This window comes from Streptomyces sp. NPDC017095, from assembly GCF_044332325.1.
Taxonomy (GTDB): Bacteria; Actinomycetota; Actinomycetes; order Streptomycetales; family Streptomycetaceae; genus Streptomyces.
Window position 1 is genome coordinate 440,107 of the sequence record NZ_JBIROU010000003.1, and the last position, 25,239, is coordinate 465,345.

21 protein-coding genes are annotated in these 25,239 nt (G+C 69.8%); 11 read left to right on the forward strand and 10 right to left on the reverse strand.

Translation table 11 applies throughout. From position 1 onward, the window contains the following. Positions 1–340 precede the first annotated feature (340 nt). From rpmH to ACH4OA_RS08155, 9 genes are all read left to right on the forward strand, one after another. Complete coding sequence (gene rpmH, locus ACH4OA_RS08115) at positions 341–478, forward strand: 50S ribosomal protein L34 (RefSeq protein ID WP_003956500.1); 138 nt, start codon at positions 341–343, stop codon at positions 476–478. 21 nt (positions 479–499) lie between these two features. Next, a complete protein-coding gene (rnpA, locus tag ACH4OA_RS08120; RefSeq protein WP_365871608.1) occupies positions 500–871 on the forward strand; it encodes a ribonuclease P protein component in 372 nt (123 codons plus the stop codon). Further along, positions 868–1,233 carry a membrane protein insertion efficiency factor YidD gene (gene yidD, locus ACH4OA_RS08125; protein ID WP_365871606.1) on the forward strand — a complete coding sequence of 122 codons (366 nt, stop codon included), beginning with the start codon at positions 868–870 and terminating at the stop codon, positions 1,231–1,233. Before rnpA ends, yidD begins: the two co-directional genes overlap by 4 nt. A gap of 3 nt (positions 1,234–1,236) precedes the next feature. Next, positions 1,237–2,514 (forward strand): membrane protein insertase YidC, encoded by a 1,278-nt coding sequence (gene yidC, locus ACH4OA_RS08130; protein WP_365871604.1) that lies wholly within the window; start codon positions 1,237–1,239, stop codon positions 2,512–2,514. A 15-nt stretch (positions 2,515–2,529) separates the two neighbouring features. Next, entirely contained in the window at positions 2,530–3,042 is a 513-nt protein-coding gene (locus ACH4OA_RS08135) for a R3H domain-containing nucleic acid-binding protein (RefSeq protein ID WP_365871602.1), read from the forward strand. Positions 3,043–3,157: 115 nt separating this feature from the next. Beyond that, positions 3,158–3,874, forward strand: coding sequence for a 16S rRNA (guanine(527)-N(7))-methyltransferase RsmG (gene rsmG / locus ACH4OA_RS08140; RefSeq protein ID WP_365871600.1), 717 nt, complete (start codon positions 3,158–3,160; stop codon positions 3,872–3,874). 327 nt (positions 3,875–4,201) lie between these two features. Beyond that, on the forward strand, positions 4,202–5,275 hold the full coding sequence (locus ACH4OA_RS08145; RefSeq protein ID WP_397936776.1) for a ParA family protein: 1,074 nt from the start codon (positions 4,202–4,204) through the stop codon (positions 5,273–5,275). Beyond that, positions 5,272–6,378 carry a ParB/RepB/Spo0J family partition protein gene (locus ACH4OA_RS08150; protein ID WP_397945906.1) on the forward strand — a complete coding sequence of 369 codons (1,107 nt, stop codon included), beginning with the start codon at positions 5,272–5,274 and terminating at the stop codon, positions 6,376–6,378. The genes ACH4OA_RS08145 and ACH4OA_RS08150 overlap by 4 nt, the downstream gene beginning before the upstream one ends. Positions 6,379–6,576: 198 nt before the next feature. Next, the gene (locus ACH4OA_RS08155; protein ID WP_365880083.1) at positions 6,577–7,194 is read left to right on the forward strand and encodes a GNAT family N-acetyltransferase; all 618 of its coding nucleotides are present in this window, start codon (positions 6,577–6,579) and stop codon (positions 7,192–7,194) included. Between the two features lie 74 nt (positions 7,195–7,268). On the opposite strand, the gene trxA is transcribed toward ACH4OA_RS08155, so the two are convergent. From trxA to ACH4OA_RS08190, 7 genes are all read right to left on the reverse strand, one after another. Then, positions 7,269–7,601, reverse strand: a complete 333-nt coding sequence (gene trxA, locus ACH4OA_RS08160) for a thioredoxin (RefSeq protein ID WP_365880081.1) — start codon at positions 7,599–7,601, stop codon at positions 7,269–7,271. A 46-nt stretch (positions 7,602–7,647) separates the two neighbouring features. Further along, the gene (gene trxB / locus ACH4OA_RS08165) at positions 7,648–8,616 is read right to left on the reverse strand and encodes a thioredoxin-disulfide reductase (RefSeq protein ID WP_397968181.1); all 969 of its coding nucleotides are present in this window, start codon (positions 8,614–8,616) and stop codon (positions 7,648–7,650) included. A 154-nt stretch (positions 8,617–8,770) separates the two neighbouring features. Then, complete coding sequence (locus tag ACH4OA_RS08170) at positions 8,771–9,700, reverse strand: anti-sigma factor family protein (protein ID WP_397968183.1); 930 nt, start codon at positions 9,698–9,700, stop codon at positions 8,771–8,773. Continuing rightward, positions 9,697–10,449: an RNA polymerase sigma factor SigM gene (gene sigM, locus ACH4OA_RS08175; RefSeq protein ID WP_397945904.1), complete on the reverse strand. Its 753-nt coding sequence runs from the start codon at positions 10,447–10,449 to the stop codon at positions 9,697–9,699. Before sigM ends, ACH4OA_RS08170 begins: the two co-directional genes overlap by 4 nt. A 25-nt stretch (positions 10,450–10,474) precedes the next feature. Further along, positions 10,475–12,190 (reverse strand): protein kinase family protein, encoded by a 1,716-nt coding sequence (locus ACH4OA_RS08180; RefSeq protein ID WP_397968186.1) that lies wholly within the window; start codon positions 12,188–12,190, stop codon positions 10,475–10,477. A gap of 118 nt (positions 12,191–12,308) precedes the next feature. Then, positions 12,309–14,723, reverse strand: coding sequence for a murein biosynthesis integral membrane protein MurJ (murJ, locus tag ACH4OA_RS08185; protein WP_397968188.1), 2,415 nt, complete (start codon positions 14,721–14,723; stop codon positions 12,309–12,311). Between the two features lie 45 nt (positions 14,724–14,768). Then, positions 14,769–17,141, reverse strand: coding sequence for a DUF6049 family protein (locus tag ACH4OA_RS08190; protein ID WP_397968190.1), 2,373 nt, complete (start codon positions 17,139–17,141; stop codon positions 14,769–14,771). A gap of 253 nt (positions 17,142–17,394) precedes the next feature. On the opposite strand from ACH4OA_RS08190, the gene ACH4OA_RS08195 reads away from it, so the two are divergent. Then, positions 17,395–18,837 (forward strand): CCA tRNA nucleotidyltransferase, encoded by a 1,443-nt coding sequence (locus ACH4OA_RS08195; RefSeq protein ID WP_397968193.1) that lies wholly within the window; start codon positions 17,395–17,397, stop codon positions 18,835–18,837. Between the two features lie 68 nt (positions 18,838–18,905). Here the strand turns inward: ACH4OA_RS08195 and ACH4OA_RS08200 are convergent, their stop codons facing one another. From ACH4OA_RS08200 to ACH4OA_RS08210, 3 genes are all read right to left on the reverse strand, one after another. Continuing rightward, positions 18,906–20,189: an MFS transporter gene (locus tag ACH4OA_RS08200; protein ID WP_397968196.1), complete on the reverse strand. Its 1,284-nt coding sequence runs from the start codon at positions 20,187–20,189 to the stop codon at positions 18,906–18,908. A gap of 99 nt (positions 20,190–20,288) precedes the next feature. Then, complete coding sequence (locus ACH4OA_RS08205) at positions 20,289–21,371, reverse strand: inositol-3-phosphate synthase (RefSeq protein ID WP_397936568.1); 1,083 nt, start codon at positions 21,369–21,371, stop codon at positions 20,289–20,291. A gap of 44 nt (positions 21,372–21,415) precedes the next feature. Further along, positions 21,416–22,099: a helix-turn-helix transcriptional regulator gene (locus ACH4OA_RS08210; RefSeq protein WP_365877417.1), complete on the reverse strand. Its 684-nt coding sequence runs from the start codon at positions 22,097–22,099 to the stop codon at positions 21,416–21,418. Between the two features lie 396 nt (positions 22,100–22,495). Between ACH4OA_RS08210 and ACH4OA_RS08215 the strand changes: the two genes are divergently transcribed. Then, positions 22,496–25,213 (forward strand): transglycosylase domain-containing protein, encoded by a 2,718-nt coding sequence (locus ACH4OA_RS08215; protein WP_397936571.1) that lies wholly within the window; start codon positions 22,496–22,498, stop codon positions 25,211–25,213. Positions 25,214–25,239 lie beyond the last annotated feature (26 nt).

The window sequence follows — 25,239 nt, forward strand, 5'->3', positions numbered from 1 at the left end:
TGTGGTTCGGGGACGGGTCGGGATCAAAATCGGATCGGGCGGGGATAAGGAACGAATCGGAGTTCAGCCACGGTAGTCAGCGCGGCGGGTAGGGTTCAAGTCGTTGTCCCCAGCCTGTGGATAGTGTCTCTCGTCGACCCCCGGTTTGACCGAATGGCGCAGTCCCGCGTACCGTAACCAGGTCGAGTTGTCGATGGCTGCTGCCGCCTGCCTCCGATGGGCACAGATCACGTCAGGTGATCGGGAAGCGGTGCACTCGGGCGTGAAGCGAGCTACTCGTGGGCGCACGGTGACAGCCAGGACGGCACCCCGCCACTACTGATTCTTCTGGAGCCCCCGAGTGAGCAAGCGCACCTTCCAGCCGAACAACCGTCGTCGCGCGAAGACCCACGGCTTCCGGCTGCGTATGCGCACCCGTGCCGGCCGCGCGATCCTCGCGTCCCGCCGTAGCAAGGGTCGCGCCCGTCTGTCCGCCTGATCCCGGTCAGGTCATGACATCGTGCTGCCCACCGAGAACCGGCTGAGGCGGCGCGAGGACTTCGCGACCGCGGTACGACGAGGGCGCCGGGCCGGTCGCCCGACGCTCGTCGTCCACCTTCGTAGCGGTGCCACGGACCCGCACGCGCCAGGGGAGAGCGCTCCCCCGACGCGTGCGGGTTTCGTCGTCAGCAAGGCCGTGGGTGGCGCGGTCGTGCGCAACACGGTGAAGCGCAGACTGCGTCATCTGATGCGTGACCGAGTCGCCCTGTTCCCCCCCGGTAGCCTGGTAGTCGTACGAGCGCTGCCCGGAGCGGGCGACGCAGACCACGCACAGCTGGCCCGAGACCTGGACGCCGCTCTCCAGCGGCTGCTGGGAGGGGGCACGCGATGAAGTACCCGCTGCTGGCTCTGATCAAGCTGTACCAGTGGACGATCAGTCCGCTGCTGGGGCCGGTGTGCAAGTACTACCCGTCGTGTTCTCACTACGGCTACACGGCCATCGACCGGCACGGTGCGATCAAGGGAACGGCACTCACCGCCTGGCGCATCCTCCGGTGTAATCCGTGGTCGCTGGGTGGTGTGGACCATGTTCCGCCGCGCAAGCGCCCGCGGTGGCACGAAATGCTGCGCAACGCGTGGCGCGCACGCAAGGCGGGGCCCTCCGCCGCCGAACCGGCCACCGAGACGGAGCTTCATCGCGAGTCTCCTTCGAGCCCGGCCGCAGAGACCTCGTCCCATGCCCAAGGAGCATGATTAGTGGACACGATTGCCAGCCTCTTCAGTTTCATCACCTGGCCCGTCTCCTGGGTCATCGTCCAGTTCCACAGGGTGTACGGAGCGATCTTCGGGCCTGACACCGGGTGGGCCTGGGGCCTGTCCATCGTGTCCCTGGTGGTCCTGATCCGCATCTGCCTGATCCCGCTCTTCGTGAAGCAGATCAAGGCGACCCGGGCCATGCAGACGCTCCAGCCCGAGATGAAGAAGATCCAGGAGCGCTACAAGAACGACAAGCAGCGTCAGTCCGAAGAGATGATGAAGCTGTACAAGGAGTCGGGCACCAACCCGCTCTCCTCGTGCCTTCCCATCCTGGCGCAGTCCCCGTTCTTCTTCGCCCTGTACCACGTGCTCAACGGCATCGCCTCGGGCGACACCATCGGTGTCATCAACGAGTCGCTGCTGTCCAGTGCCCGTAACGCACACATCTTCGGGGCCCCGCTCGCCGCCAAGTTCAAGGACGGCTCCAGCACGATCCACGCGCTGGGCGCCTCGGTCACCGACGTCCGCGTCGTGACCGTGATCATGATCGTCATGATGTCGGCGTCGCAGTTCTACACGCAGCGCCAGCTGATGACGAAGAACGTCGACACCACGGTGAAGACGCCGTTCATGCAGCAGCAGAAGATGCTGATGTACGTCTTCCCGCTGATGTTCGCCTTCTTCGGCATCAACTTCCCGGTCGGTGTCCTCGTCTACTGGCTGACCACCAACGTGTGGACCATGGGCCAGCAGATGTACGTCATCCACAACAACCCGACCCCGGGTTCCAAGGCCCAGGCCGCCTACCTGGACCGGCTGACGAAGCACGTCACGCAGCACGGCAAGATCCGCCGGCGCAGCGAGAAGACCATCGTCAAGGCGATCGTCGCCAAGGGCCGCGACCGCAACGAGTTCGAGCGCAAGTTCATCAACGCGCTGAACAAGGCCGGCCTCGCCGCCCAGCCCGACGGCTCCGTGACCAAGAGCGTGGTCCAGGCCGCGGCGCAGACCGAGGACGGTGAGGTCACCGGCACCGACACGGCCGCCGTCGCCGCTCCCCGGCGCCAGCAGCCCAAGCGTCAGTCCAAGTCCCAGCGGCAGTCCGGGGTGACCCGGACGGATGACTCCCTGTCGCTGGAGAAGACCGACGAGCCGCGGGACGCCAAGCCCGCGGCTGCCAAGCAGCCCCAGAAGCCCGGCTCCGGCACCCGCAGCAAGGCCCAGTCCGGCCAGCGCAAGGGTGGCCCGCAGCGGCCCAAGTCCCCGTCCAAGAAGTAAGAAGGAGCCCATCCCGTGACGGAAGGCACCACCTCTGCCGCTGCCGAGGGCGCAGACACCCTCACCCGCCTGGAGCAGGAGGGCGAGATCGCGGCGGACTACCTGGAAGGTCTGCTGGACATCGCCGATCTCGACGGCGACATCGACATGGACGTCGAAGCCGACCGCGCCTCCGTGTCGATCGTCAGCGACACCGGCAGCCGTGACCTGCAGAAGCTGGTCGGCCGGGACGGCGAGGTGCTGGAGGCGCTGCAGGAGCTGACGCGTCTGGCCGTGCACCGGGAGACCGGTGACCGCAGCCGGCTGATGCTCGACATCGCGGAATACCGTGCCAACAAGCGGTCCGAGCTGTCCGAGCTGGGTGCCAAGGCCGCCGCCGACGTGAAGAGCACCGGCGAGCCCGTGAAGCTCAAGCCGATGACCCCGTTCGAGCGCAAGGTCGTGCACGACGCGGTCAAGGCCGCTGGACTGCGCAGCGAGTCCGAGGGCGAGGAGCCGGAGCGCTTCGTCGTCGTGCTGCCCGCCTGATCGGCCTCGATTCCACCGGCCCCGTCTGTTGAGCAGGCGGGGCCGAACTTTGTCAGCCTGGTAGTTCTGATGGCCGGTGCGCGAAGCACCGGCGCGGTACGGAAGGACGGTCCCCGTGACGGAGGCAGCGGAGCTTCCCCCCGCGCCCGAGCAGGCGCGGGAAGTGTTTGGTGATCGCTTCGCCGATGCGGTCCGCTATGCGGAACTTCTCGCCGAGGCGGGCGTGCAGCGCGGCCTGATCGGCCCGCGGGAAGTGCCCCGCCTGTGGGAGCGGCACCTGCTGAACTGCGCGGTGCTCTCCGAGGCCGTTCCGGAGGGAGTGACGGTCTGCGATGTCGGCTCCGGTGCCGGACTGCCGGGCATCCCGTTGGCCCTGGTCCGCGACGATCTGAACATCACCCTGCTGGAGCCGCTGCTGCGGCGCACCAACTTCCTCACCGAGGTCGTCGAACTGCTCGGCCTGGACCATGTCACCGTGGTCCGCGGCCGTGCCGAGGAGGTCCTGGGCAAGCTGCCGCCGGTGCATGTGGTGACGGCACGGGCCGTGGCCCCGCTGGACCGTCTGGCTGCCTGGGGTATCCCGCTGCTGCGCCCGTACGGCGAGATGCTCGCGCTCAAGGGCGACACCGCCGAGGAGGAGCTGAAGGCCGCTGCGTCCGCGCTGAGCAAGCTGGGCGCGGTCGAGACGTCCATCCTCCACGTGGGTGAGGGCGTGGTGGATCCCCTGTCGACCGTGGTGCGGGTCGAGGTCGGAGAGAGCCCGGGTGGGGTGCGCTTCGCCGCGAAGCGCGCCAAGGCGGCCCGTACCGGTCGCGTCCGTCGCCGTCGCTGACCCTGGGGGACGGGCGGCACTGACCCATCCTGACGACGGGGCGTACTCCACCCAAGCTGCGCCACGTATGTCGGGCGGAGTGTCGCGGGGGTCCCGTTGCCGACGCTGTGCATCGTGTTTCACGTGAAACGTCGCTCACTGCTGCACGGCATCATCAGTCGCGGCCGCGCCGCGGCCGAACCTCGCGACCGGAAGCCTCTCGGTGGACTCCGGGAGGATGATCCAGTTCCTTCGTCGGCTCCGTCCCGTTCCGGGGGGACGGAGTTGTCCACAGAGGTGGATTTCTCCACAGAACACCAGGCCTCACTGGTTCACGACCCTGAAGACATGGGAGGCTCTGTTCATCGCGAGCCTGAAGTCGAGGAGAGTGAATCCTTGCGGTCCGACGCCAACACCGCGGGACCGATGACCGATCCGGTCCCCGGTCCCCGTACCGAGTCGATGGGGGTGGATGTTTCACGTGAAACACCACCCCCGATGGACGACACTCCCATCGGTCGTGCGGCCCAGCTGGCGGTGGAGGCTATCGGCCGCGCCGGCGAAGGGCTGCCGCGACCCGAACAGACCAGAATCATCGTGGTCGCCAACCAGAAGGGCGGCGTGGGCAAGACGACGACGACCGTCAACCTTGCCGCCTCGCTGGCTCTGCACGGTGGCCGCGTCCTGGTGATCGACCTCGACCCGCAGGGCAACGCGTCCACGGCCCTCGGGATCGATCACCACGCCGAGGTCCCCTCCATCTATGACGTCCTGGTGGAGAGCAAGCCTCTCGCCGGGGTCGTCCAGCCCGTCGCGGATGTGGAGGGCCTCTTCTGCGCCCCGGCCACCATCGATCTCGCCGGTGCGGAGATCGAGCTGGTGTCGCTGGTGGCCCGGGAGAGCCGGCTGCAGCGGGCCATCCAGGCGTATGAGCAGCCGTTGGACTACATCCTCATCGACTGCCCGCCCTCGCTCGGCCTGCTGACGGTCAACGCGCTCGTCGCCGGCGCCGAAGTGCTCATCCCGATCCAGTGTGAGTACTACGCGCTGGAGGGCCTCGGTCAGCTGCTCCGCAATGTGGACCTGGTGCGCGGGCACCTGAATCCCACCCTGCATGTGTCGACCATCCTGCTCACCATGTACGACGGCCGGACGCGCCTCGCGTCCCAGGTCGCGGAAGAGGTGCGCAGCCACTTCGGCGACGAGGTGCTGCGGACGAGCATTCCCCGCTCGGTCCGTATCTCGGAGGCGCCGAGTTATGGGCAGACGGTGCTGACTTACGATCCAGGATCTAGCGGTGCCCTCTCGTATCTCGAGGCGGCCCGAGAAATCGCGCTGAGGGGTGTCGGCATCAGCTATGACGCGAGCCAGGCCCATATCGGCGCACAGAACGACCCGAGCATGGTGGAGGGGATCCAGTGAGTGAGCGACGGAGGGGGCTGGGTCGTGGTCTCGGCGCACTGATTCCCCCGGCCCCGACGGAGAAGGCCTCGGCTTCGGCCCCGGCGACGATCGGAGGCGGAGCGTCCCGCTCTCCCGCGGCTGTCCCGGTGCTGACGAGCGACCGCGGAGTGGCCGCGGCGAAGGTGGCCACGCTGCCGCCGGTCGCCCAGGAATCCGAGCCGGCTCCGGCGGGCTCGGCCGCCGAGGCGCCCGCGCCTCCGGTGGGAGCCCACTTCGCCGAGATCCCGCTGGACGCCATCACGCCGAACCCGCGCCAGCCGCGTGAGATCTTCGACGAGGACGCGCTACAGGAACTGGTCACCTCCATCAAGGAGGTCGGTCTGCTCCAGCCCGTCGTGGTGCGGCAGCTGGGTCCCGGCAGCTATGAGCTGATCATGGGCGAGCGGCGCTGGCGGGCGTGCCGCAAGGCCGGCCTGGAGGCCATCCCGGCCATCGTGCGGGCCACGGAGGACGAGAAGCTCCTCCTGGACGCACTGCTGGAGAACCTGCACCGGGCGCAGCTCAACCCGATCGAGGAAGCGGCCGCGTACGACCAGCTGCTGAAGGACTTCAACTGCACGCACGACCAGCTGGCCGACCGGATCGGGCGGTCCCGCCCGCAGGTGTCCAACACGCTGCGTCTGCTGAAGCTGTCCCCGACCGTGCAGAAGCGGGTGGCCGCCGGGGTGCTCTCGGCCGGCCATGCCCGGGCGCTGCTGGCCGTGGACGACTCGGAGGAGCAGGACCGGCTGGCCCACCGGATCGTGGCCGAGGGCCTCTCGGTGCGGTCCGTGGAAGAGATTGTGACGCTGATGGGCTCGCGGCCGCAGAAGGCTTCGCGCGCCCGGGGGCCGCGGGCCGGCTCCGTACCCTCTCCGGCACTGAACGACCTGGCCACCCGGCTGTCGGACCGTTTCGAGACCCGGGTGAAGGTCGAGCTGGGCCAGAAGAAGGGCAAGATCACCGTCGAGTTCGCCTCCGCGGACGACCTGGAGAGGATCCTCGGCGCCTTCGCCCCCGGCGAGAAGCTGGCCCTCCAGCACAGCCTTCACGACGGTGACGGCGAGGAGACGCAGGACTGATCCCCGGCGCCGTCGCGCCTGGTGAGCCAGTGGAGCGGGCCGTGTCCGATGGGTACCGGACACGGCCCGCTCTTTGCTTTGAGACGGTATCGAGTGAATCCGATCGTGGATACGATGCGATCAGTAGGGCCCATCCACCGGACAGCAGCCGGCAGCCGCAGGTGATGCGGCGGGCGAAGGAAGCGAGGATCAGCCTTCATGGGGCGTCGGCTCGTGCCGCTCACTCTGGACAACCTTGAGGATCTTCCCCACCGCTGTCGCTCCTGTGTCTTCTGGGAACTGGATCCCGTCAGCGGCGAAGCGGCGCTGAAGGCGGGCACCACCGCGCTGGAGAAGGAAGCCTGGATCTCCGCCGTCCTGCTGGACTGGGGATCGTGCGGCCGGGTGGTGTACGTCGACGACGTGCCGGCGGGCTTCGTGCTCTACGCCCCGCCGGCCTATGTGCCGCGCTCCACGGCCTTTCCCACGAGCCCGGTCTCGCCGGATGCCGTCCAACTGATGACCGGGCTGGTCCTGCCCGGCTACCAGGGGCAGGGACTGGGCCGGGTACTGGTGCAGACGGTCGCCAAGGATCTGCTGCGCCGGGGCTTCAAGGCGATCGAGGCGTTCGGCGACGCCCGGTGGGAGCAGCCCGCCTGTCTGCTGCCCGCCGATCATCTGCTGGCCGTGGGCTTCAAGACGGTCCGTCAGCACCCCGTGCACCCCCGGCTCCGGCTGGAGCTGCGGTCCACGCTCTCGTGGAAGGAAGACGTGGAGATGGCGCTCGACCGGCTCCTGGGAGCGGTCCAGAAGGAGCCCGCGCTCCGGCCGTTGTGAGACGCCCACGCGAAGCCGTCACAGCGAAGGGGCCAACCCGAGCGGGTTGGCCCCTTCGTGTTCCACGTGGAACATCACTTGGTGATGAACTCTTCGAGGTCGCGGATGAGCGCCGCCTTGGGCTTGGCGCCCACGATGGTCTTGGCGACCTCGCCGCCCTGGTAGACGTTCAGAGTCGGGATGGACATGACGCCGTACTTGGCGGCCGTGCCCGGGTTCTCGTCGATGTTCAGCTTGACGATTTCGATCTTGTCGCCGTACTCGGCGGCGATCGCCTCCAGGGACGGGGCGATCTGGCGGCACGGGCCGCACCAGGCTGCCCAGAAGTCCACCAGAACGGGCTTGTCGCTCTTGAGGACGTCCTGGTCGAAGGAGTCGTCGGTCACAGTCTTCAGATTGCCGGCCACGGAGGGCTCCTTACCGTGCGTGCGGTGGGGTGGGGAAAGGGGAGGGTCAGACAGCGGTCTTCTCGGGCTCCGCCTGGTCCTCGTCCGCGAGGGCGGCGAGGAACCGCTCGGCGTCCAGGGCGGCGGAGCAGCCGGTGCCGGCCGCGGTGATCGCCTGACGGTAGGTGTGGTCGACCACGTCACCAGCGGCGAAGACACCGGTCAGGTTGGTGCGGGTGGACGGGGCGGCGACCTTCAGGTAGCCCTCCTCGTCCAGGTCCAGCTGGCCCTTGAACAACTCCGTGCGCGGGTCGTGACCGATCGCGATGAACAGACCCGTCACGGGCAGCTCGGACAGCTCGCCGGTCTTGAGGTTGCGCAGCTTCAGACCGGAGAGCTTCGGGTCGCCCTGGATCTCGGCGACCTCGCTGTCCCAGACGAACTTGATCTTCGGGTCGCCGAAGGCGCGCTCCTGCATCGCCTTGGAGGCGCGCAGGGTGTCCCGGCGGTGGACGATGGTCACCGACTTGGCGAACCGCGAGAGGAAGGTGGCTTCCTCCATCGCGGTGTCGCCACCGCCGATCACGGCGATGTCCTGGTCCTTGAAGAAGAACCCGTCACAGGTGGCACACCAGGAGACGCCCCGACCGGAGAGCGCGTCCTCGTTCGGCAGGCCCAGCTTGCGGTGCTGGGAGCCGGTGGTGACGATGACGGCCTTCGCGCGGTGGACGGTGCCCGCGGTGTCGGTGACGGTCTTGATCTCACCGGTCAGGTCGACGGAGACGATGTCGTCCGGCACCAGCTCGGCACCGAAGCGCTCGGCCTGGGCCCGCATGCTGTCCATGAGATCCGGACCCATGATGCCGTCGCGGAAGCCCGGGAAGTTCTCCACCTCGGTGGTGTTCATCAGCGCGCCACCCGCGGTGACGGCGCCTTCGAACACCAGGGGCTTCAGCGACGCACGGGCGGTGTAGAGCGCCGCCGTGTAGCCTGCGGGCCCGGAGCCGATGATGATCACGTTACGGACGTCGCTCACGGCTAAATTCCTCGTCTCTGGTCTGCGTCAGTCGACCGGGTGAGAGCCCCTTTCGGGACTCTCACCCCACCCAACGGATCCTACGGGGCCCGCATTCCCGGTGTGTCTGGGCACACGCGGCCGGGGACGGCCGCAGGAGTGTTCGCGCGGAAACTCAGGGGCGTGCGAGGGACTGCTTCAGCAGGACCGTTCCGGCTGGCGGAGTCTGCCGCCGCACGCAGGCCGCGTCGACCACATAGGCCGTGATTCGCCTGCTGTCCTGGGCGTCGGCCACGACGACGAGATAGGCGGCCTTCCCGGCGTAGGTGCCCGTCTTGGCGCCGAGGACGTCAGTGCTCTGGTGGAGCGCCTGCCGGACACAGTCAGGGACCGGAACAGCGGTCTGTACCAGGGTGCTGGGGCCCTCGGTGGAGCCCGGCGAGTCCGTCCCGCCCTCGGCGCGCTGCCCGGGCCGGTCACTGCCCTGCGGCAGCGTCTTGCCGGTGGTGAGGAGGGAGCGGACCTGGTTCTGCACGCTGTCACCGGAGAAGGTGCCCGCGGAGGCGGTCGGAGTGCCCTGGGCCGAGGGCTGTCCGGAGTTGTCGTGGAGCGAGCTCACGACCAGGCCGCCGGCGCCCAGTACGGCGGCTGTGAGGACGGCACCGAACACGAACCGCCCGCGGCGCCGCCCCTGCCGGGAATCCTTGCGCCCTGGTCCGGTGGCCGCGCGGGAGCGCCCTGCCGGGCGGTCAGGAAGAGGCGATGTTTCACGTGAAACAGGGGCTGTCGGATCCTCCGTGCTGACGGCCTCCGGGTGCGCGGCGCGGTAGACCGCCGGGCCTTCCGCACCGGCGGCCGGCGCGGCCTCGGCGGCCAAGGCGGCGTCGAGGCGCGCGGCCACGTCGTCCGGCATCCGCTCCGGCTCCGGAACGCATCCGAGCAGGTCCCGGATCTCCTCCAGCGAGGCACACACGTCCGCGCACGCGGCACACGTGGCCAGGTGGCTCCGGACCCGCCTGTCCCGGTCCGGCGGCAGCAGGCCCTCGGTGAGGTCGGAGATCTCCGCGACGTCCGGGTGTCCGGCCGTGTCCGCCGTGGTCGTCACGCTCGCCCACCTCCGCCCTTCACTACGGCTGCATCACTCGGTTCCGCGGCCCCGCGGTGTCCGCTCGGTGGCCCCGTCGCCGGTGGGACGGATGGACCCTGCCCCTGGTTCCGTACCGGACCGTTTTCCGGGACGTCTTCCTTGCCGTTGCCGATACCGCGGTGTCCGGCGCCCTCGGGCCGCAGATGGGTGAGCAGAGGCAGCAGCCTGGCCCGGCCGCGGGCACACCGGCTCTTCACCGTCCCCGTCGGCACGTCCAGGATTCGCGCGGCCTCCGCCACGGGGTAGCCCTGCATGTCCACCAGCACCAGCGCGGCCCGCTGTTCCGGCGGAAGGGTGCCGAGCGCTTCGAGGAGCTGGCGGTGCAGGTCCTTCCGCTCGGCCGGTGCCGCGGCGGACTCCTGCGGCTCCAGCAACTGTTCCAGCCGCTCGGTATCGTCCACCGGGGCCGTCTTGCGGGAGGCGGCCTTGCGCGCGCGGTCCAGGCAGGCGTTCACCGTGATCCGGTGCAGCCAGGTCGTGACCGCCGACTGGCCCCGGAAGGTGTGGGCGGCCCGGTAGGCCGACACCAGGGCGTCCTGCACCGCGTCGGCGGCTTCCTCGCGGTCCCCCAGGGTGCGCAGGGCGACCGCCCAGAGGCGGTCGCGGTGCCGCCGTACGATCTCGCCGAACGCCTCGGGGTCGCCGTCCACATGACGGGCGAGCAGGTCCCGGTCGCCCACTCCGTCGTATCCGGCGCCCTCCGCCATCTGCCCCTCCGGTCCGGGTGAGACGTCAGCCCGTGAACTTCACTTCGCCGATGGCCTGCTTGTAGCCCTCGCTGCTGAACAGCGTCGAGTCGTAGCCCGAATACGGCACGGCCGTCAGCCAGACCAGGACGTACCGCGTCTTGTCCGGCTTGGCGACCTTCACCGTCACGGTGTTCCCCGTCGTCGTGGCACTGCCGACCCTGGTCATGGAGTCCAGCGACGCCGGCGTCAGCGAGTCCGCCGCGTACAGCTCGACGGTCGTGTGGTCGCCGTCGTAGCGCAGAGCCAGGGTGGCCGTGTCGACCTTCCTGGCCGAGCCGAGGTCGTACACGATGCCGACGCCCGGTTTGTACGGGGCGATCGTCGGGCCCTCGTTGAAGGCCCTGGTCCTCCAGTACGACGACGTGTCGTTGTCGTAGGTCTTGGGGACGTCACCGGGGTGCTGGGCGTCGCCCTTGGCGACGAACTCCTGGCCGCCCTGGATCGCTATCGGCACCGGCTTGGGCTTCGTGGCGTTCTTGTCGCCGTCCGTCGTCCGGCTCTTGTGCGTGTCGTCCGAGGTGTCCCGGTCCATCAGGGCGTCCGCCAGCTGCCAGCTGCCCAGTCCCAGCGCGGCGATGAGCAGCGCCGACACCGCCCACTTCAGGGCCTTGCCGGTGCGGGTCTGGAGCGGGGGCGGCGGGGGCGCGATCGGCTGCGTGGCACCGGGGTGCGGGGCCTGACGGCCGTAGGTGCCCTGCTGGTAGGTCGTGCGCTGGTACTCCGGCGGAGCCGTGAAGGCGGGCTCGGGCGGACGGATGCGCGGCATCTCGCCGACCGCCCGCACCAGTTCCTCCGGCGTGGTGCACGGAGCCTCGTGCCGGGAGGCGGTGGCCCCGTCGTTGACCAGGGCGCGCATGGCCAGCTCGGACAGGCCCCGGTGCACCCCGGCCCGCACCTGGTCCGGCGCGATGAGGCCGATGTCCTTGGGCAGACCGGACAGGCCGTAGGCGTCGTTCTCGTACGGCCAGCGCTGGGTCAGCGCCGCGTACAGCAGGGCGCCGATCGCCTCGGTGTCGGTGCGCTGCGGGGTGTCGGTGCCGACGCCGCGCAGCGCCGCGTTCACGGCGAGACCGCGGATGCGCCACTGGCCGGTGGAGGTGCGCAGGACGGCGTTCGGGTTCAGCCGCAGATGGGCGAGGCCCTCCCGGTGCGCGGCGGCCATCGCCGCGGCGACCTGACTGACCATCTGGTAGGCGTCGTGCGGCTCCAGCGGGCCGCTGGCGAGAAGCGTGGACAGCTCGGTGGCGTCGGGCAGCCACTCGTGGACGACGTAGACGAGGTCGTTCTGCTCGACGGCGTCGAGGACCTGGACGAAGCGGGGATCGCCGAGCAGCGCGGAGGAACGGGCCGCGGCGAGGACGGCGCGGGAACGGGCGTGGTCCGCGGGCAGGATGTGGACGCCGACGGCCCGGCGGAGTTTCTCGTCGACCGCACGCCAACTGCTGAATCCGTCCAGACGGGTGACGCACTCCTCCAGCCGGTAACGTCTGGCCAGCTTGTGACCGCTGTGCAGTTCGGGAGGGGAGGCCTTCCGTCCGGGACCCTCGGTGTCGTCGCTCGCCTGTGCCTCGTCGCTGTCCGTGTCCCGCTCCGGGTTCGTGGCCACCCCGTCGGCCGTGGCCTGGTCCGCCTTGGCGGTCAGCGGCTGCTCACCGCTGTTGTCTGCCACGTCGACGGCAGCCGTGCTCCGTTCCGCCACCGTCGTCCCTGCCTCCCCATCCGTTGCGCGCTGTCCGACGCCGAAACCAATTGTGCCCACAGTCCGCCGCTATGCACGACACGCGGCAGCGAACGATGGTTGTGCGCCTACCCCCGCCTCAACGCCCCAGACGCCCGCGCACCATGCCGACGAGCGAGTTGAGTTCCTCGATGCGCATCCGGCGGGCGGCGAGGAAGAAGACGCCGAACAGGACGGCACCGCCGGCGATCAGCGCGGCGAAGGAGCCGACGACGCCCAGGCCCAGGGTGTGCCCGACGCCGTAGCAGGCCGCGCCGCTGAGCAGGGCGGCCGGCAGCGAGGCGATGGCCAGCCGCGCGTACGTGCGCAGCACCCGGGTGCCGTCCAGGTCCCCGCCCAGCCGCTTGCGCAGCCGGCGCCAGGCGACGCCCACTCCGATGGCGTAGGCGAGCCCGTAGGCGGCGGCCATGCCCGCGACGGCCCAGCGCGGCGGCAGCAGGAAGTAGCAGAGCGCCGAGGCGCCGGCGTTGACCGCGGCCACGATGACCGTGTTGTAGAAGGGGGTGCGGGTGTCCTCGTAGGCGTAGAAGGCGCGCAGGACGACGTACTGCACGGAGTAGGGGATCAGGCCGAGGCCGAAGGCCATCAGCATGTACCCCATGTTGGTGGCGGCGCCGGTGCCGGCGGAGCCGAAGATCAGCGTGCACATCGGGACGCCGAGCGAGACGAACCCGAAGGCGATGGGCACGATGGCGACCGCGGTGGTGCGCAGGCCGTGGGAGATGTCGTCGCGGACGGCGCCCGCGTCGCCCTCGGCGGCGGAGCGCGCCAGACGCGGCAGCAGGGCGGCCATCAGGGAGACGGTGATGATGGCCTGCGGCAGGCCCCAGATCAGCTGGGCGTTGGCGTAGGCGGCGAAGCTGGTCCCCTTGACGTGGGAGTCCGCGCCGGCGGCGATCGACAGCTGGGTGACGACCATGGCGCCCGCCTGGTTGGCGAGGACGAACAGCACCGTCCACTTGGCGAGCATCGCCGCCCGGCCCAGGCCGTGGCCCTTCCAGTCGAAGCGCAGCCTGATCCGGAAACCGGTCTCGCGCAGGTACGGGATCATCGCCAGGGCCTGGACGACCAGACCGAGCAGTACACCCACGCCGAGCAGCCGCTGCCCCTCCGGCGGGATGCTGGTGACGTCCATGTGGGAGTTGGCGGCGGTGCCGTAGACCCAGATGAACATGCCGAGGGTCACGATGATGACGATGTTGTTCAGGACCGGGGTCCACATCATCGCGCCGAACCTGCCGCGCGCGTTGAGGATCTGTCCCATCACCACGTGGATGCCCATGAAGAAGATCGAGGGCAGGAAGTAGCGGGTGAAGGTGACCGCGACCTCGTTGGCGGCGGGGTCGCTGGCGACGGGGTTGGCCAGCAGCCGAACCAGCAGCGGCGCCGCGAACATCGCGAGCCCGGTCAGCGCGGCCAGCGCCACCATCACCAGGGTCAGCAGCCGGTTGGCGAAGGCCTCGCCGCCGTCCTCGTCCTCCTTCATGGAGCGCACGAGCTGGGGCACGAAGACGGAGTTCAGGCCGCCGCCGACGGTGAGGATGTAGATCATCGTCGGCAGCTGGTAGGCCACCTGGAAGGAGTCGGCGAGGAAGCCGAGACCGAGTGCGGCGGCGATCAGCGCGGAGCGGACGAAGCCGGTCAGGCGGGAGACCATGGTGCCCGCCGCCATCACAGCGCTGGACTTCAGCAGCCCGGTCGCCCGTCCGCCCTTCTTGGCGGGAGCGGCGGGAGCGGCGGCAGCCGGGACGGCGGGGGCGCCACCGGCCGCGAGGACGTCCGGCCCGCCCGCCCCGAACGGTCCGGCGGCACCCGGAGCGGCGGCCGGAGCGGGCACCGGGGACTGCGCCGGGTAGCCGGCGGCGGGACCGGCCGGGTACCCGGCACCGGCGTACGCGTGGCCCTGCGGGTTCTGCCCGTGCTGCTGCGGATACGGCCCCGGCTGCTGCGGGTACGGAGCGGCGGAGTCGTACGTCCCGCCCGGCGCGGCGGCCGGCCCGGGGCCGGCCTGCGGGTCCATGGGCGTGTGCCCGCCGCTGTGCTGCTGGTCCTTGAAGAGATGCGCGAAGGCGTCCGGCTCGTGGTGCTCCTCGCCGGAGTGCGTGACCAGGTCGTCCACCCCCACGAACTGGGTCGTGCGCGGGTCGTCGCCGTACGGCAGGTACGGGGCGGCGCCGTCCGGCTCCGGCGCCGGGGGCTGCGCCCACACGCGCGGATCGGGGGCGTAGGGCGACGGGGCGGGCGGTGCGTACAGCGGCTGCTGCGGGTCGTACGAGCCCGGAGGCGGCGGATGCGCGGCGCGGTCGTACAGCGCCTCCACGACCGGGTCCTGGGCGGCCAGGTCCTGCGCCCGGTAGGGGTCCTGTTCGTAGGCGTCCTGGAGGTACATGTCCGCCGCGTGCTGCGGCGGCACCTGGCCCGGCTCGGGCGGTGGCTCGGGGTAGCCCGAGCCGGCCGCGCCCTGGCCGCGGTCACCGTCGTACGGCGCGTTCATGCTTACCCCACCTCATCGTCCCGGGCCCACCGGCCACGACATCGCTCAACGGTCCACTCTCTCACCCGTCCCGGACGGGTCGGTGCTTTCCGGTGCGGTGTCCGGCGCAGGGTCACTCGGCTGCTCCGGGTCCTCTGCCCCGGGGGCGGAGTCGGATTCTTGGGGGAGACGGTCCCCGGGTGCCCCGGGGTTCCCGGGTTCGTCCGGGTTCCCGGCCGCCGTGCCGGGGCCGTCGTCCTCGGGCTGCCGGGCGGCGGCGCGCTTGCGCTGCGTGTACATCCGGAAGCCGGCGAGGACGAGGAGCAGTACGCCGCCGCCGATGACCAGCATGACGGTGGGGGTGACCTCGGTGACCTTCACGTCGAAGGTGACGGCTTGACCGTAGGGCCGGCCGTCCTCGGTGTACAGCCGGGCGATGACCGTGACCCGGCCGTTGGCGTTGGCCGAGGTGGTGAACTTCACCGACTGGCTGTGTCCGCCGGAGACCTCCACGCGCTGCTCGGAGTAGGCCTTGCCGCCGATCTCCAGACGCGTCGGCATGGTCGACTCCAGGCGCAGCACCAGGTGGCCCACGGGCTGGACGAGGTTGTTCTGCACGGTCACCGGGATCGTGGCGCTGCGGCCCGAGAGCTTGGTCTCGGACTTGTCGATCAGCTTGACCTGGTCGGCCAGCTCGTCGAGCCACGCCTCCACGCCGCCGCGGTAGCTCTCCGCCGCACGGGCGTGGCCGCGCCAGGACGTGGACATCTCCCGGTCTATGGCCCGGCCGAACGGGGTGACCACGCGGGACTGGTCGGTGAGGATCACCTGGAAGTTGTCCAGCTTGTCCTGGGTGCGGGCGATCTGCTCGAAGGCCGTCCTCGGCAGTTCCTGCCGGCGCAGTGAGGAGGGGTAGGCCGACGCGGACGGGACCCGGGTGGTGGCGCCCGGGTCGGGCTTGTCCTTGGAGGTCGCGGTGAGGTCCTGGGCCTGGGACCAGGTGCCGCCCTCGAGCGCCTTCGCCGCTGCGGCCATGGCCTGCGCCTGGCTCGCCGTGGGCAGGCGCTGCGGGGCGACGACGATGCTGCGCTGGGTGTCCGTCTGCGCGTTCAGCGCCAGGCTCTGGGCCAGGAACCGCTGTACGGCGAGGGTGGCCGAGCCCGCCTTGGTCAGGTCGCCCTGGAAGGCCGTGGACAGCCGGGTGTCGGCGACCACCACCGTGGTGCCGCCGCCGACCGGGCGGGCGGCGGACGGCGTGTACGGCAGTCCGGCGGTCTCCTGGAGGCTGTCGCTGCGGGCTATCACCCGGTCGGCCCCGGCGGAGGTCGCGACCTTCATGATGGACCGGTCCACCGCGCCGTTCACCGGCCAGGCGAAGTCGGTGCTCGGCGTGACGTGGAGCACGGTCTTGACGGTGGTCGCGGCGACGTCGGTGGCGTCCTTGAGGTGGCTGAGCGAGCCGGTGACGCTGGTGCCGTTGTGTGCCAGGGAGGCCAGGTCCGGGTCGGCGAAGGGCAGTGCGACGACCTCCTTGCCGGCCACCGCCTTCTGCAGGGCGGCCAGCCACTGCTTGGCGGCCGCCTGGTGCTCCCGCGAACCGGGGGTGCTGGTGCCGTCGGCGCCCTGGATCCGGTAGGTTCCTCCGGCCATCGCGTCCACCGAGGCCAGCAGATCCGGGTCGATCACCCAGGTGACGTCGAGATCCTTGCCCAGCTCGACCATCTGGCCCAGCCGGCCGCCGGGGGCCAGCTCGTCGGCCAGCTCGTCGTCGAGGAACTCCGGCGTCTGAAGGTCGCCCGCGCCCGTCTTGGCCGTCATGTGGACCGTGGAGAGCAGCGGCCACAGGAACGTCGTCTTCGTCTTGGTGCCGGCGTCCGACGGCTGCCACGGCAGGAACGTCCGCCGGATGCCGAGAACCTGGTCCCAGCCCTGGGCCGGTGTCTGCCCGGAGAGCGCGACCCCGAGTTCGTAGACCCCGTCCTCGCCGAGGTCCAGCTTGTCCACGGGGACCGAGATGCTGAAGTGCTCGGCGACGCCCGGGGCCAGCCTGTCGAACTTCTCCTCGTACTTGTCGCCGGCATCGGTGTCGGCGGCGCTCTGTACGTCGTCGGAGTTCCTGGCCACGGAGTCGATGGCGGAGCGGCTGGTGAGCGAGGGGCCCACCCGAAGGCCCACATGGGCGTGGGTGACGGGCTGCTTGCCGGTGTTGGTCACCGTGCCGGACACGGTCAGGGTGTCGCCGTCCGTGGGCGCGCTCGGGCTCAGCGAGTCCAGGGAGACGGACACCGGGTCGGAGGAGGCGGCCTGCGCGGGCGCGGCGGCGGGCAGCTGGAGCAGACCGGCCAGCAGTGGCGCTCCGGTGAGCAGTGCTCCGGCGCGCCGCAGCCACCGGCGGGCAGGTGAGGCACTGGTCCCCTGGAAGTCAGCCGCCTCGGCCACGCGCTCGCCCGTCCCTCGTCATCAGTGGTCGTCGGATTGTGCGTCCACGCATGGTAACGATGCGCGCCGAAGGGAAGTGCCGCGGTCTCCTTCACAAGATCGAAGAACAGCCGCCTGCCTGTCCCCTATATCCAGTATCGAGGGGAGAGCGGTCGTACGCCGCAAGAGCAGCGCTTGCATGGGGTATGCCGGGAGCTGTCCCCCCGCTTCCCGAGGGCGCCCCGGGCGCGCGGGGCACGTACCCTCTTCTGTTGTGCCGAACCCCAACGAAGACACTCCCTCCGCCCTGAGCCAGGCGCAGCAGCGCGCGGTCGCCGAGCTGCTGCGGGTGGCCCCCGTCGCCGACGATCTCGCCCGCCGATTCCAGGAAGCCGGGTTCTCGCTCGCCCTGGTCGGTGGATCGGTCCGTGACGCGTTGCTCGGCCGGCTCGGCAACGACCTGGACTTCACCACGGACGCCCGCCCCGAGGACGTACTGAAGATCGTCCGGCCCTGGGCGGACGCGGTCTGGGAGGTGGGTATCGCCTTCGGCACGGTCGGCGCGCACAAGGACGGCTACCAGATCGAGATCACCACCTACCGGTCGGAGGCGTACGACCGCACCTCGCGCAAGCCGGAGGTGTCGTACGGCGACTCCATCGAGGAGGACCTGGTCCGGCGCGACTTCACGGTCAACGCGATGGCCGTGGCCCTGCCGGCGAAGGAGTTCGTCGATCCGCACGGTGGCCTGGAGGACCTCGCCGCGCGGGTGCTGAAGACGCCGGGCACGCCCGAGGAGTCCTTCTCGGACGATCCTCTGCGCATGATGCGGGCCGCCCGGTTCGCCGCCCAGCTGGACTTCACGGTGGCCCCCGAGGTCGTCACCGCCATGACGGAGATGGCCGGGCGCATCGAGATCGTCTCGGCGGAGCGGGTCCGGGACGAGCTGAACAAGCTGGTTCTCTCCGCCCACCCGCGCAAGGGCCTGACGCTGCTCGTGGACACCGGGCTCGCCGACCACGTCCTGCCCGAGCTGCCGGCACTGCGCCTGGAGAGCGACGAGCACCACCGGCACAAGGACGTCTACGAGCACACGCTGATCGTCCTCGAGCAGGCCATCGCGCTGGAGCAGGACAGCCCGGACCTCGCCCTCCGGCTGGCCGCGCTGCTGCACGACATCGGCAAGCCGCGCACCCGCCGCTTCGAGAAGGACGGGCGGGTCTCCTTCCACCACCACGAGGTGGTCGGCGCCAAGATGACGAAGAAGCGCATGACGGCTCTGAAGTACTCCAACGAGCTGGTGAAGGACGTCTCACGGCTGGTCGAGCTTCATCTGCGGTTCCACGGCTACGGCACCGGGGAGTGGACGGACTCGGCGGTCCGGCGCTACGTCCGGGACGCGGGCCCGCTGCTGGACCGCCTGCACAAGCTGACCCGTTCCGACTGCACCACGCGCAACAAGCGCAAGGCGGTGGCACTGTCCCGGGCCTACGACGGCCTGGAGGAGCGCATCGCCCAGCTGAAGGAGCAGGAGGAGCTGGACGCCATCCGTCCTGACCTCGACGGCAACCAGATCATGGAGATCCTGGGAGTCGGGCCGGGTCCCGCCATCGGCAAGGCGTACAAGCACATGCTGGAGCTGCGCCTGGAGAACGGACCGATGGGGCACGACGCAGCGGTGGCGGCGCTCAAGGAGTGGTGGGCCACGCAGGGCTGAGCCGGGTCCGGACGCGATGTTTCACGTGAAACATCGCGTCCGGTACAGCGGCGCCGAGGGGCGGTGTTTCACGTGAAACACCGCCCCTCGGCGCGTTGCCTGAAGCGGGCCATGGTCAGGGCGGCCACGCCGTAGACGACGGCGACGAGAACCACCAGGACCGTCGAGCGGCCGTCCGACGGAAGTATCAGGGCCGCCACTCCCGCCGCGCCGACGAAGGCGACGTTGAAGAGGACGTCGTACAGGGAGAAGATCCGGCCGCGGAAACCGTCCTCCACGCACGCCTGGACGATCGTGTCCGTGGCGATCTTGGCTCCCTGGGTGACCAGACCCAGGACGAAGGCGGCGGCCATGACTGGCCCGGTGGTGAACGGAAGACCCAGGGCGGGCTCCAGCACCATGGCCGTGGCGGAGCACACCACGATCCAGCGGCCGGGGCCGAGCCGTCGCGCCGCCCAGGGCGTCACCACGGCCGCCGCGAAGAATCCCGCGCCGGACAGCGCCAGCGCCGGCCCGAGCAGCCGCAGTCCCTCTTCGGGGGTGTCGGCGAGGGTGTAGCGGCAGAGCATGAGCACCAGCACGAGAAGCGCTCCGTAGCAGAAGCGCATCAGCGTCATCGCGGCCAGGGCCCAGGCCGCCTCGTCGCGCCGGGGCGCGGTCAGGTGCCGGAGGGCCGCCGGCAGCTCACGCGCGGTCGCGGCGAGCGCCGTACCGAGGCCGGGACGCGCCGGATGCCGGTCCGGCCCGAGGAGGCCGGGGGCCAGCGACAGCGCGGTGAGGCTCGCGCACAGATAGAGGAAGGCGCCACAGAGCACCACCGCCGCGTCGGAACCGGACGACACCACCCGCACCCCGAAGGCCAGGCCGCCCCCGATGGTCGCCGCGAGTGTGCCGGCCGTCGGCGAGAGCGCGTTGGCCAGCACCAGACGCTCGGCGTCGACGACCCGGGGCAGCGCGGCGGACAGCCCGGCGAGCACGAACCGGTTGACGGCCGTGACGCACAGCGCGGAGGCGTAGAAGAGCCAGTCGGGTGCGCCGCCGGTCATCAGCACGGCGGTGACACCGGCCAGCAGGGCCCGCAGCAGGTTGCCGTACACGAAGACCTGCCGGCGCCGCCAGCGGTCCAGCAGGACACCGGCGAAGGGGCCGACCAGGGAGTAGGGCAGCAGCAGGACCGCCATGGCCGAAGCGATGGCGGTGGCCGAGGTCTGCTTCTCCGGGGAGAAGACGACGTACGCGGCCAGCGAGACCTGGTAGACGCCGTCGGCGCCCTGGGACAGCAGACGGACGCACAGCAGGCGCCTGAAGTGCCGCAGGCGCAACAGCAGACGCAGGTCACGGATGGCGGGCATGGGCGACAGCCTCACACATGCGGAAGGTCCCCGGGTCGGCCGACCCGGGGACCCTCACGGCCCTGGCAGGAGCGTCTCGTGCGAGCGGTTCTCAGCGCCTCAGCGCTCGACCTCGCCGCGGATGAACTTCTCGACGTTCTCGCGGGCCTCGTCGTCGAAGTACTGGACCGGCGGGGACTTCATGAAGTACGAGGAGGCCGAGAGGATCGGGCCGCCGATGCCGCGGTCCTTGGCGATCTTCGCGGCGCGCAGGGCGTCGATGATGACACCCGCGGAGTTCGGGGAGTCCCAGACCTCCAGCTTGTACTCCAGGTTCAGCGGGACGTCACCGAAGGCGCGGCCCTCCAGGCGGACGTAGGCCCACTTGCGGTCGTCCAGCCAGGCCACGTAGTCGGACGGGCCGATGTGGACGTTCTTCTCGCCGAGGTCCCGGTCGGGGATCTGGGAGGTGACGGCCTGCGTCTTGGAGATCTTCTTGGACTCCAGGCGCTCGCGCTCGAGCATGTTCTTGAAGTCCATGTTGCCGCCGACGTTCAGCTGCATCGTGCGGTCCAGGATGACACCGCGGTCCTCGAACAGCTTCGCCATGACGCGGTGCGTGATGGTGGCGCCGACCTGGGACTTGATGTCGTCACCGACGATCGGGACGCCCGCCTCGGTGAACTTGTCCGCCCACTCCTTGGTGCCGGCGATGAAGACCGGGAGGGCGTTGACGAAGGCGACCTTGGCGTCGATGGCGCACTGGGCGTAGAACTTCGCCGCGGCCTCCGAACCCACGGGCAGGTAGCAGACCAGGACGTCGACCTGCTTGTCCTTGAGGATCCGGACGATGTCGACCGGCTCCTCGTCGGACTCCTCGATGGTGGCGCGGTAGTACTTGCCGAGGCCGTCGAGGGTGTGGCCGCGCTGGACGGTGACACCGGTGCTGGGCACGTCGCAGATCTTGATGGTGTTGTTCTCGGAGGCGCCGATGGCGTCCGCCAGGTCCAGACCGACCTTTTTGGCGTCGACGTCGAACGCCGCGACGAACTCGACGTCGCGCACGTGGTATTCACCGAACTGCACGTGCATCAGGCCGGGGACCTTGGCCGCCGGGTCGGCGTCCTTGTAGTACTCGACGCCCTGCACCAGCGACGCGGCGCAGTTGCCCACGCCGACGATGGCTACGCGAACCGAACCCATTCCGGTTGCTCCCTGTGTGTACGAGTGAGGCCCTGACTGGGCTCTCACGTGGCGGTGTCGTCGGGCGTATCCGTGGCGGGAGTGTCCCCGCGACGGGGCAGGCCGCCCGTCGATCCAGTGGTGGTGTCCTGCTGAGCGGGCCCCCCGGTCGCGGAACCCTTCACGTCCCGCCCGGCCCGCTCGCTCTCGATGAGCTCGTTCAGCCAGCGCACTTCGCGCTCCACGGACTCCATCCCGTGGCGCTGGAGCTCAAGCGTGTAGTCGTCGAGGCGCTCCCGGGTGCGCGCCAGCGAGGCGCGCATCTTCTCCAGGCGCTCCTCCAGGCGACTGCGCCGGCCCTCCAGGACGCGCATGCGCACATCGCGCGAGGTCTGCCCGAAGAAGGCGAACCGGGCGGCGAAGTGCTCGTCCTCGTAAGCGTCGGGGCCGGTCTGCGAGAGCAGTTCCTCGAAGTGTTCCTTGCCTTCCGCCGTCAGCCGGTAAACGATCTTGGCGCGGCGTCCGGCGAGTGGAGCGGCGAGCGCGTCCTCGTGGGTGTTCCCGGGCTCCTCGACCAGCCAGCCGTTGGCAAGCAGTGTCTTGAGGCAGGGATACAGCGTCCCGTAGCTGAACGCACGGAACACACCCAGCGATGTGTTCAGTCGTTTGCGCAGCTCATAGCCGTGCATCGGGGATTCCCGCAGCAGGCCGAGGACGGCGAACTCGAGGATGCCGGAGCGCCGGCTCATCGTCGCCTCCTCCCGGCCCCGCGGTTCGGTCCCGCAGGTCTCGCAGTGCCTGTCAGCGTCTTTATCTCGCGCTGATGTATCGGTTCGATACATCGTGACGATAGAACAGCCCGTCGTACGCGACAAGGGGAACGGCGGTGAACGGGATCACATCACCGATTCGTACGAGGCAAGTTGCCTGTTTTGGGGTGAACTTCGGGGCTCGGCGGGTTTTGGTGGTGCGTAGTCTGTGCGGCGTGGACGCCACCGGGAACCGCGTGACGCCTGGGGAGCGTCCACGTCCCCGGTGCAGTACGGGTGAATGCGGAACCGACCACATCCGTACTTCGGGGGGACCGGAAACCAGCCGCCGTTCCAGGCGCGCACGGGTGCGCCTGCCCGAGGAGTAATCGTTCGATGAGCGAGCACCGTCGCAAACCGCCGCAGCCGCAGGGAGGCGGACGTGCCGCGGCCCGACGCGGCCCGTCCGGCTCGTCCTCCGGCCGCCGTGCGGCACCGCGAGGCGCCACCGGGTCCCCTGCCGACTCCTATGGGTCCCCGTCCTATGGGCCGGAGTCCACCGGACCGGGAGCCGAGGAGCGTCCCTACGGCGGCCGTGCCGAGGCCCGCCGCGCGGCGCAGAAAGGCGGCCGGCGCCGAACGCCCGACACCGCCGGCCCCGGCGGCCGGCGCGGCGGTCCGGGCGGGACCGGCCCCGGGCGCGGCAGGGGCCGTGCGACGACGGCACCCGGCAAGAAGCGGTTCATCGACTACCCCCGGGCCGGCATGGGCGGCTGGCGGCGGTGGGTGCCGTCCTGGAAGCTGGTCAGCGGGCTGTTCATCGGCTTCGTCGGCAGCCTGGTGGTGATGGTCGGCATCGGCTACGCGATGGTCTCCATCCCGAACGAGAACGACGCGGCCAAGTCGCAGAACAACGTCTACTACTGGGCCGACAACACCCAGATGGTGGCCACGGGCACCGGCGTCAACCGGCAGAACGTCAGCATCGACCAGATCCCCGAGGCGATGCGGTTCGCGGTGATCTCCGCCGAGAACAAGTCGTTCTACCAGGACTCGGGCGTCGACCCCATGGGCATCGCGCGCGCCGTGGTCAACATGGCGCGCGGCGGCCAGACGCAGGGTGGCTCGACGATCACCCAGCAGTACGTGAAGAACACGTACCTGAGCCAGGAGCAGACGGTCACCCGCAAGTTCAAGGAGATGTTCATCTCCATCAAGGTGGGTGCCAAGCTGAAGAAGGACAAGATCCTCCAGGGCTACCTGAACACCTCGTACTTCGGGCGGGGCGCGTACGGCATCCAGGCCGCGGCCCAGACCTACTACGGCAAGAACGCGGTCGACCTCAAGCCGAGCGAGTGCGCCGTCCTGGCCGCGCTGCTCAAGGGCCCGACGTACTACGACCCCGCGGGCAACCAGGACCTCGACAAGTCGGCGAGCCCGCAGGCCAACGAGAAGCGCTCCAAGGACCGCTGGGCCTGGATCCTCGGCGAGATGCACAAGGACAAGCACCTCACCGACGCCCAGTACCGGGAGGCCATCGCGCAGTACCCCAAGCCCGACGGCCGCAAGGCGACCAAGGGCATGACCGGCCAGATCAGCTACCTGGTCGACACGGCGAAGAAGTACGTCCTCGCGCACTCCGACATCACGGAGGCGCAGTTCGACAAGGGCGGCTACCAGATCTACACGACCTTCGAGAAGGACAAGGTCGGGGCGCTGGCCAAGGCCGTGAAGAACGTGGAGAAGGACCGTCTCGACCCGATCCACCGGGACCTGGACAAGTACGTCCAGTTCGGTGCGGCCTCGGTGAAGCCCGAGGACGGGGCGATCGTCGCCCTGTACGGCGGTGACGGCTACGAGAACGGGCACTTCACCAACAACGCGGACACCTCCGGCGTCCCCGTGGGTTCGACCTGGAAGCCGTTCGTGCTCGCCGCCGCCATGGAACACGGCACGTACAAGTCCGAGGGGCAGGGCCTGTCCCCGCTGAGCAAGTACAACGGCAACGACCATCTCAAGGTCCAGAAGCCGGATGGGACGTACTACCTCAACAAGGACAACTCCTACTTCTACCAGAACAACGAGAGTGACCATCCCTGGGGCTACATCAGCCTGCGCAAGGCGATGGAGCAGTCCGTCAACACACCGTTCGTGCAGCTCGGCGTTGACGTCGGGATGACCAAGGTCCGGGAGGTCGCCAAGGAGGCCGGCATCCTCCCCCAGAGCATGTCGCAGGACCTCAACCCGTCCTTCGCCATCGGCACGTCCACGCCCAGCGCCATCCGCATGGCCGACGCCTACGCGACCTTCGCCGCGTCCGGCAAGCAGGCGGATCCGTACTCGGTGACCGGCGTCAAGTTCAACGGCGCGGACGCGCCCAGCTTCGTCAAGCCGAAGCCGGCGCCCCGGGAGGTGATGGACCCGAACATCGCCAACAACGTCACGGACGTCCTGGAGAACGTCATCCAGAACGGTACGGGCACCAAGGCCCTGGCCCTCGGCCGGACGGCGGCGGGCAAGACCGGCACCACCGACGAGAACAAGTCGGCCTGGTTCGTCGGCTACACCCAGCAGCTGTCGACCTCGGTGGCGATGTTCCGCGAGAACCCCAAGGACCACAAGCTGCTGTCCATGAACGGCACGGCGAACACCGACTCCATCCACGGTGGTGACATCCCGACGCTGGTGTGGACCGAGTACATGAAGGCCGCGCTCAAGGGCAAGAACGACCCCGGCTTCCCGAAGCCCACCGAGATCGGCACGGTCCAGGACGAGGTGGGGGCCCCCACTCCGACGCCCAGCGCGACGACGACTTCGCCGACTCCCACGCCGAGCGACACGCCGAGCCCGACGCCCACCAAGACGACGACCTCGCCGTCTCCCACGCCGAGCGAGTCCTGCGACCTCGGCTGGGGCCAGACCTGCGACGGTGACAGCACCGGCAACGGAAACGGCATCGGAGGCACGGACACGGGAGGCGGTACCGACGGAGGCACCACTCCGACGCCCACGGGCACGGAGCCGACCGATCCCGGGAACACCCGGGGCAATGGCAACGGCACCGGCAACGGTAGCGGCAACGGCGGTACCTTCTTCGGGGGCCAGCAAGGCTAGCCGGCCGGCTCCCTGAGCCGACCGCT